Here is a 7,131-nt window from a genome sequence, read left to right as displayed (position 1 = left end):
GGTGAAGCACGACGCCATCCCGCGCAAGGGTTTATGTAGGAGCGCCGGCAGGCGCGAATCGGGCGCCCGGTCGCACGGCTGCGTGGGGCGTGGCACATGCCGAACCGCCGTTTTCGCGCCTGCCGGCGCTCCTACAGGGCGGGGTCGCGCGCGAGACACTGGCCGCCATCCCGCGCGATGTTTGATGCCGGAACGCCGCGCGGGCGGAAGCACGACGCCATTCGCGCCGACGGTTTATGAACGAACGCCGCACGGGGTGAAGCACGACGCCATCCCGCGCAAGGGTTTATGTAGGAGCGCCGGCAGGCGCGAATCGGGCGCCCGGTCGCACGGCTGCGTCGGGCGTGCCACATGCCGAACCGCCGCTTTCGCGCCTGCCGGCGCTCCTACAGGGGCGGCGCCGGCTGAGGTGCCGCATTCATGCATGGGCGGAAATTCCCACTTGGCATTTCTGGAGCGTCGGCTATGCTTACCGCATGAATTGGCATGCACACTCCCTGCGGACGGGGCGCTACTCCGAACGCGGCCGAATCTATCTCGTGACGACGGTGACGGCCGGTCGTGCGCCGTTGTTCGCGGACTTCCGCGTGGCGCGTGCGGTCGTGCATGAGCTGCAGCGCAGCGACGAGACCGGGCTTTGCCGGACGCTCGCGTACGTGTTGATGCCCGATCACCTGCATTGGCTGGTGGAATTGGTCGAAGGGGATTTGTCGCGCGTGGCCGGGCGATTCAAGTCGAGCGCGGCCGCGGCGGTGAACCGCGAGTTGGGAACGCCCAAGGTTCGACGGTGGCAGCGGGGGTTTCATGATCGGGCGGTGCGGCAGGAGGACGATCTCGTCGACCTCGCACGCTACGTGGTCGCCAACCCCCTCCGCGCGGGATTGGTGAAGCGGATCGCGGAGTATCCGCATTGGGACGCGGTGTGGTTGTGAGCCGACTGGCACCACGCGTGATGGTTCATGCCGGTGTGCCCCGCGTTGGGGACGCGGCGGCACGTCGCGCGGCGGTTTGTGTAGGGGCGGCGCGGGTTGAGCGGCTTTCGCGCTACAGAAACCGCCACGCGTCCCGGCCCCCCTGTAGGAGCTGCGGCAGCTGCGAATGCGGCGGTTCGGCGACCGCGGCGCCCGAAGGAGCCCGGACGCCGCTTTCGCGCCTGCCGGCGCTCCTACAGGGGGCGGCGCGGGTTGAGCGGCGTTCGCGCTACAGAAACCGTCACGCGTCCCGGCCCCCCTGTAGGAGCTGCGGCAGCTGCGAATGAAGCGGTTCGGCCACCGCGGCGCCCGAAGGAGCCCGAAGGAGCCCGAACGAGCCCGGACGAGCCCGAACGAGCCCGAACGAGCCCGAACGAGCCCGGACGCCGCTTTCGCGCCTGCCGGCGCTCCTACAGGGGCGGCGGGGGCCTGGCGGCTTTCGCGCGTGAGCTCACTCCGCGAGCTTTTCCTCGCGGATGGCTTCGTATTCATCCTGCCAGAACCACTTCTCCTCGCCGAAGGCGGGGACGAGCTGGTCGAGCCAGGTGGCCTGGGCGTCGAACTTGGCGAAGAACGGACGCTGCACCCAGTCCGGGTTGCGGCCCTGGATGAAGCGCAGGACGAAGACCTTTTCGCCGGCGATCTCGGTGACGCCCTGGATTTCGACCTTGCCGGGGCTGGCGCTCATGCTGGGGCCGCGGGCGGTGCGGGCGAGGCCGGAGACTTGCTGGATGGCCTGCTGGTAGATCTCCCAGGCGCGCGCGAGCGGGACCTCGAAGTAGTGGCGGGCGCCGGTGTCGCGCTCGACGAACATGTAATAGGGGACGAGGCCGAGGCGGACCTCGGTCTTCCACAGCCGCGCCCAGGCGGCGGGGTCGTCGTTGATGTGGGCGATGAGGGGACCTTGCGCACGGATCACGACGCCGGTGGCGCGGATGCGGCGGATGGCGGCTTGCGCGGCGTCGGTCTCGAGCTCTTTCCAGTGGTTGTAGTGCGCCATCAGCGCGACGTGCTTGCCTGCTTCTACGAGCTGCTGGAGCAGGTGCATGAGGTCGTCGGCGTCCTCAGCGCCGAGGAAGCGGTGCGGCCAGAAGGTGAGCGCCTTGGAGCCGATGCGGATGGTCTGGATGTGGTCGAACTCGGGGCGCAGGAGCGGCTCGAGGTAGTCGCGCAGGTGGCGGGTCTTCATGACCATGGGGTCGCCGCCGGTGACGAGCAGGTCGGTGACCTCGGGGTGGCTGCGCAGGTAGTCGTGGAGCTGGCGGGCTTCGGAGCTGGCGATGCGCAGGTCCTTGTCGCCGACGAATTGCGCCCAGCGGAAGCAGAAGGTGCAGTAGGCGTGGCAGGTCTGGCCCTGGCTGGGGAAAAAGAGCACGGTCTCGCGATACTTGTGCTGCAGGCCGTCGATGCGGTTGCCGTGCTCGTCGAGCGGCATGTTCATCTGCATCTGGTCGGCGGGGTGCGGGTTGAGGGCGTGGCGGACCTCGGCGACCGCGTGCTCGAGTTCGTCCTTGTCGGCGCCGTTCTCGAGCAGCGTGGCGATGCGGTCGTAGTGCTCGGGGGCGAGCATGCCGCGCTGCGGGAAGGTGAGCTGGAAGATGGGGTCGCGGGGGACGTCGGCCCAGTCGATGAGCTCGTCGATGACGTATTGATTGACGCGGAAGGGCAGCACCGCGGCGACGACCTTCATCTCGAAGCGCTGCTCGGGGGTGAGGCGGGCAAGCTGCGGGATGCGGTCGAGGTCGCGGGCGGTGAAGACCTTGAAGGGCGTGGGGGCGAAGTGCTGCGCGACCGGCGGCACGAGCTGGGTGGGGCGGGCGGCCGGGTCGGCGAGGGTCTGGGCGGCGGCAGACCGCGGGGCATGGACGGCCTGGCCGTGGATGGCGACGGCGGGCCGCAGGGCGTCGGGCTGCTGGGCTGCGCGCGGGGTCGAGGCCTTGAGAGCATGCACTTGTGCGCTCATGTTCGTCTCCTTGGTCTGGTTGTGCTGTGGTTGTGCTGTGGATCTGCGACTGCCGCGGGTTGCGGCTGCACGGCGACTGCGGTTCGGCAGCGCGGGCGGTCTTCGGACGGAGGGGCGCGGGAGGAAGCATCGGCGAGCAAGGGCCGCGCACCGGGAATCCGTCAGGCTCCCCGGATTGGGGAGCAGCTTGGCGAAGGAATACTAGGGCACAAAGTTGTTTTGTGCAAATACGACAGACCGAGCCGCGAGATGGTTCCTGTAGGAGCGCCGGCAGGCGCGAATGCAGCCAAGCCCCCCCGCCGTTTCCTGTAGGAGCGCCGGCAGGCGCGAAAGCGGCGTCCGGGCTCCTTCGGGCGCCGCGGTCGCCGAACCGCCGCATTCGCAGCTGCCGCAGCTCCTACAGGAGGTCCGGGACGCGTGGCGGTTTCTGTAGCGCGAACGCCGCTCCTACAAGAGGTCCGGGACGCCAGGCGGTTTCTGTAGCGCGAACGCCGCTCCGCCCCCGCCGCCCCCTGTAGGAGCGCCGGCAGGCGCGAAAGCGGCGTCCGGGCTCCTTCGGGCGCCGCGGTCGCCGAACCGCCGCATTCGCAGCTGCCGCAGCTCCTACAAGAGGTCCGCAACGCGAGGCGGTTTCTGTAGCGCGAACGCCGCTCCTACAAGAGGCCCGGGACGCGAGGCGGTTTCTGTAGCGCGAACGCCGCTCCTACAAGAGGCCCGGGACGCGAGGCGGTTTCTGTAGCGCGAACGCCGCTCCGCCCCCGCCGTCCCCTGTAGGAGCGCCGGCAGGCGCGAAAGCGGCGTCCGGGCTCCTTCGGGCGCCGCGGTCGTTGAACCGCTCCATTCGCAGCTGCCGCAGCTCCTACAAGAGGTCCGCAACGCGAGGCGGTTTCTGTAGCGCGAACGCCGCTCCTACAAGAGGCCCGGGACGCGAGGCGGTTTCTGTAGCGCGAACGCCGCTCCTACAAGAGGCCCGGGACGCGAGGCGGTTTCTGTAGCGCGAACGCCGCTCCGCCCCCGCCGCCCCCTGTAGGAGCGCCGGCAGGCGCGAAAGCGGCATCCGGGCTCCTTCCGGCGCCGCGGTCGCCGAACCACCGCATTCGCAGCTGCCGCAGCTCCTACAAGAGGTCCGGGACGCGTGGCGGTTTCTGTAGCGCGAACGCCGCTCCTACAAGAGGCCCGGGACGCGAGGCGGTTTCTGTAGCGCGAACGCCGCTCCGCCCCCGCCGCCCCTGTAGGAGCGCCGGCAGGCGCGAAAGCGGCGTCCCGGCTCCTACCGGCGCCGCGGTCGCCGAACCGCCGCATTCGCAGCTGCCGCAGCTCCTACAGGGGGGCCGGGACGCGTGACGGTTTCTGTAGCGCGAACGCCGCTCCTACAAGAGGCCCGGGACGCGAGGCGGTTTCTGTAGCGCGAACGCCGCTCCGCCCCCGCCGCCCCTGTAGGAGCGCCGGCAGGCGCGAAAGCGGCGATGCCGGCGCGATCGACGTCGGCGCGGGGCGGGGGGTTCGTTCCGGTGCGCCGGGCTTGCCACGGGGGCGCCGCGCTCACTAAGCTGAACGTATTCCCCACGAATGGAGCGCGCGCCATGGACTTCCGCAACGGCAAGGAGAGCAACAACGTCGAGGACCGCCGCGGACAAGGCGGACGCGGGCTGCGCGGCGGTGGCAAGATCGGCATCGGGACGATCGTGCTGGCGCTGGTGGCGATGTACTTCGGCATCGATCCGAGCGTGGTGCTCAACACGGCGATGACCGACCCGGCGCCGGTCGAATCCACCCAGCAGCGCCCCGAGGCCGAGAACGCGCAGGCGCGCTTCGTGTCGATGGTGCTGGCCGACACCGAGGATACCTGGCGGGTGATCTTCCAGCAGGGCGGCGCGACCTACCGCGAGCCCAAGCTGGTGCTGTACACCGGCGCCACGCGCAGCGCCTGCGGGGTCGGGCAGGCGGAGATGGGGCCGTTCTATTGTCCGGCGGACGCCAAGGTGTATCTCGACCTGGCCTTCTTCGATGAGCTGCACCACCGCTTCGGCGCGCCGGGGGATTTTGCCCAGGCGTACGTGATCGCGCACGAGATCGGCCATCACGTGCAGAACCTGCTGGGGATTTCGGACAAGGTGCAGCAGGCGCGCGGACGCGTATCGGAGCGCGAGGCGAACCTGCTCTCGGTACGCCTGGAGCTGCAGGCGGACTGCCTGGCGGGCATCTGGGCCCACCACGCCAACCGCAGCCGCAGCGTGCTGGAGGCCGGCGACATCGAGGAAGGCCTCGCCGCGGCAACCGCCGTGGGCGACGACCACATCCAGAAGCGCACCCAGGGCTACGCGGTGCCCGACAGCTTCACCCACGGCAGCGCCGAGCAACGCCGCCGCTGGTTCGGCATCGGCCTGCAGGAGGGGCGGTTCCAGGCTTGCGATACGTTCAGCACCGCGAGGTTGTAGTTCGGCCGTAGAAGCTCGCGCCTGCCGGCGCTCCTACAGGAGGGCGTCGTGGCGGGAAGGTGATCGCGCCCGGGGACGTGATCGCGCCCGAGGACGTGATCGCGCCCGGGGACGTGATCGCGCCCCGGGGACGTGATCGCGCCCCGGGGACGTGATCGCGTCCGAGAACGTGGTCCCCACCCGGCAACATAATCGCGCCCGAAAACGTGGTCGCCACCCGGCAACGTGATCACGCCCGAAAACGTGGTCGCCACCCGGCAACGTGATCACGCCCGGCGCAATGTAGGAGCGGCGGCAGCCGCGAATGAGGCCGACGAGCAATCGACGGCGGCGCGCAAGATCGACGCCCCATTCGCGCCTGCCGGCGCTCCTACACGAGGGCGTCACGGCGGGAAGGTGACCGCGCCCGAGGACGCAATCGCGCCCGAAAACGTGGTCGCCACCCGGCAACGTGATCGCGCCCGGTGCAATGTAGGAGCGGCGGCAGCCGCGAATGAGGCCGACGAGCAATCGACGGCGGCGCGGGAGATCGACGCCCCATTCGCGCCTGCCGGCGCTCCTACACGAGGGCGTCGCGGTTGAGGCGGCCTCACTTCGTCCTGGCCTGGCCATTCGTTTGTCTATAATGAGACGAAAGGAGGATGGTCATGACTTCGCTTGCGGGGGTTTCGAGCTTGGGGCCGGGCCGGAGTTTGGCGATGGCGGATGTGATTGACGCGGTGGTCGATTGGGCGCCGGATGATCGGATCGATGTGCTGCGCAGCGGCTTTCCGGCCGGGGTCGTGGCGCACTTGGCCGGGCGCATGGGGTGGACGAAGGAGCGCGCGATCGATGCGCTCAAGCTCAAGCGCTCGACGGTGCTGCGCAAGATCAAGGAGGCGCGGCGGCTCGACACGCCGGATTCCGAACGCCTGATGGCGGTGATGGACATGATCGCGCAGGTCGAGCGCATGGTGACACGCTCGGGCGACCCGGCGGGCTTCGACGCGGCGCTGTGGCTCGCGGGCTGGCTGGACGCGCCCTGCCCCGCGCTGGGCGGGCAGCGGCCGAGCGATTACCTCGACACCAACGAGGGCATCCAGGTGGTGCGCGGGGTGCTGGCGCGGATGGAAAGCGGGGCCTACGCGTGAAGGTAGCAGTGCCGGTGTGGCGGATCGCGACCGATACGCCGGATTACACCGCGGACGACCTGGCCGGAACGGGCGCGAAGTCGAGCGGCGGGCGCTGGAACCGCAAGGGGACGGCGATGGTGTACACGTCCGGCTCGGCGGCGCTGGCCTGCCTGGAGACGCTGGTGCATCTGGCGGTGAATCCGCTGCCCTTGAACCGGTATCTGGTTCGGGTGGAGATTCCGTATGCGGTTTTCATGGCGCGGCTGCAACTGGACGAGCTGGTGGCGGCGGAACGCCAGGTGGGCTGGGACGCGGAGCCGGCGGGAAAGGTGAGCCTGGACCTGGGGACGGCATGGGCGGAGGGGATGCGCTCGGCGGTGCTGGAGGTGCCGTCGGTGGTGCTGGCGGAGGAGTCGAATTTCCTTATCAACCCGCAGCACCCGGACGCGGCGGGGATCCGGGCGGTGAAGTTGCGCCGCTTCGAGTACGACCGGCGCCTGCGGTGATTTCACCGCCGCTTTCGCGCCTGCCGGCGCTCCTACATGGAGGCGTCGCGGCGGGGAGGCGGTCGCGTGCGCGGTCGCGTGCGGTGGCGAGGCGGTCGCGTGCGGCGGCGAGGCGGTCGCGTGCGGCGGCGAGGCGGTCGC

Annotated in this window: 5 protein-coding genes; 4 read left to right on the top strand and 1 reads right to left on the bottom strand. The window is 69.9% G+C overall.

Translation table 11 applies throughout. The annotated features are described in order from the left end of the window. Positions 1 to 476 precede the first annotated feature (476 nt). Positions 477 to 932: an REP-associated tyrosine transposase gene (locus C667_RS18395; RefSeq protein ID WP_004374813.1), complete on the top strand. Its 456-nt coding sequence runs from the start codon at positions 477 to 479 to the stop codon at positions 930 to 932. Between the two features lie 490 nt (positions 933 to 1,422). Here C667_RS18395 and C667_RS18390 read toward each other — a convergent pair whose 3' ends face one another. Then, positions 1,423 to 2,934: a KamA family radical SAM protein gene (locus C667_RS18390; RefSeq protein ID WP_004374812.1), complete on the bottom strand. Its 1,512-nt coding sequence runs from the start codon at positions 2,932 to 2,934 to the stop codon at positions 1,423 to 1,425. 1,583 nt (positions 2,935 to 4,517) lie between these two features. On the opposite strand from C667_RS18390, the gene ypfJ reads away from it, so the two are divergent. The 3 genes from ypfJ to C667_RS18375 all read left to right on the top strand — a co-directional run bounded on the left by ypfJ (position 4,518) and on the right by C667_RS18375 (position 6,990). Beyond that, positions 4,518 to 5,372 (top strand): KPN_02809 family neutral zinc metallopeptidase, encoded by an 855-nt coding sequence (gene ypfJ / locus C667_RS18385; RefSeq protein ID WP_004374810.1) that lies wholly within the window; start codon positions 4,518 to 4,520, stop codon positions 5,370 to 5,372. Between the two features lie 641 nt (positions 5,373 to 6,013). Continuing rightward, complete coding sequence (locus tag C667_RS18380; protein WP_245538496.1) at positions 6,014 to 6,502, top strand: Xre family toxin-antitoxin system antitoxin; 489 nt, start codon at positions 6,014 to 6,016, stop codon at positions 6,500 to 6,502. Continuing rightward, positions 6,499 to 6,990 (top strand): RES family NAD+ phosphorylase, encoded by a 492-nt coding sequence (locus C667_RS18375; RefSeq protein WP_004374804.1) that lies wholly within the window; start codon positions 6,499 to 6,501, stop codon positions 6,988 to 6,990. The genes C667_RS18380 and C667_RS18375 overlap by 4 nt, the downstream gene beginning before the upstream one ends. Positions 6,991 to 7,131: the final 141 nt, after the last annotated feature.

Source organism: Thauera phenylacetica B4P, from assembly GCF_000310225.1.
Classification (GTDB): domain Bacteria; phylum Pseudomonadota; class Gammaproteobacteria; order Burkholderiales; family Rhodocyclaceae; genus Thauera; species Thauera phenylacetica.
This window is presented reverse-complemented; position numbering and strand designations above follow the sequence as displayed.

Coding starts and splice junctions, on each gene's coding strand:
- ypfJ (WP_004374810.1), top strand. CDS start 4,518: ATGGACTTCCGCAACGGCAAGGAGAGCAACAACGTCGAGGACCGCCGC.
- C667_RS18380 (WP_245538496.1), top strand. CDS start 6,014: ATGGTCATGACTTCGCTTGCGGGGGTTTCGAGCTTGGGGCCGGGCCGG.
- C667_RS18395 (WP_004374813.1), top strand. CDS start 477: ATGAATTGGCATGCACACTCCCTGCGGACGGGGCGCTACTCCGAACGC.
- C667_RS18390 (WP_004374812.1), bottom strand. CDS start 2,934: ATGAGCGCACAAGTGCATGCTCTCAAGGCCTCGACCCCGCGCGCAGCC.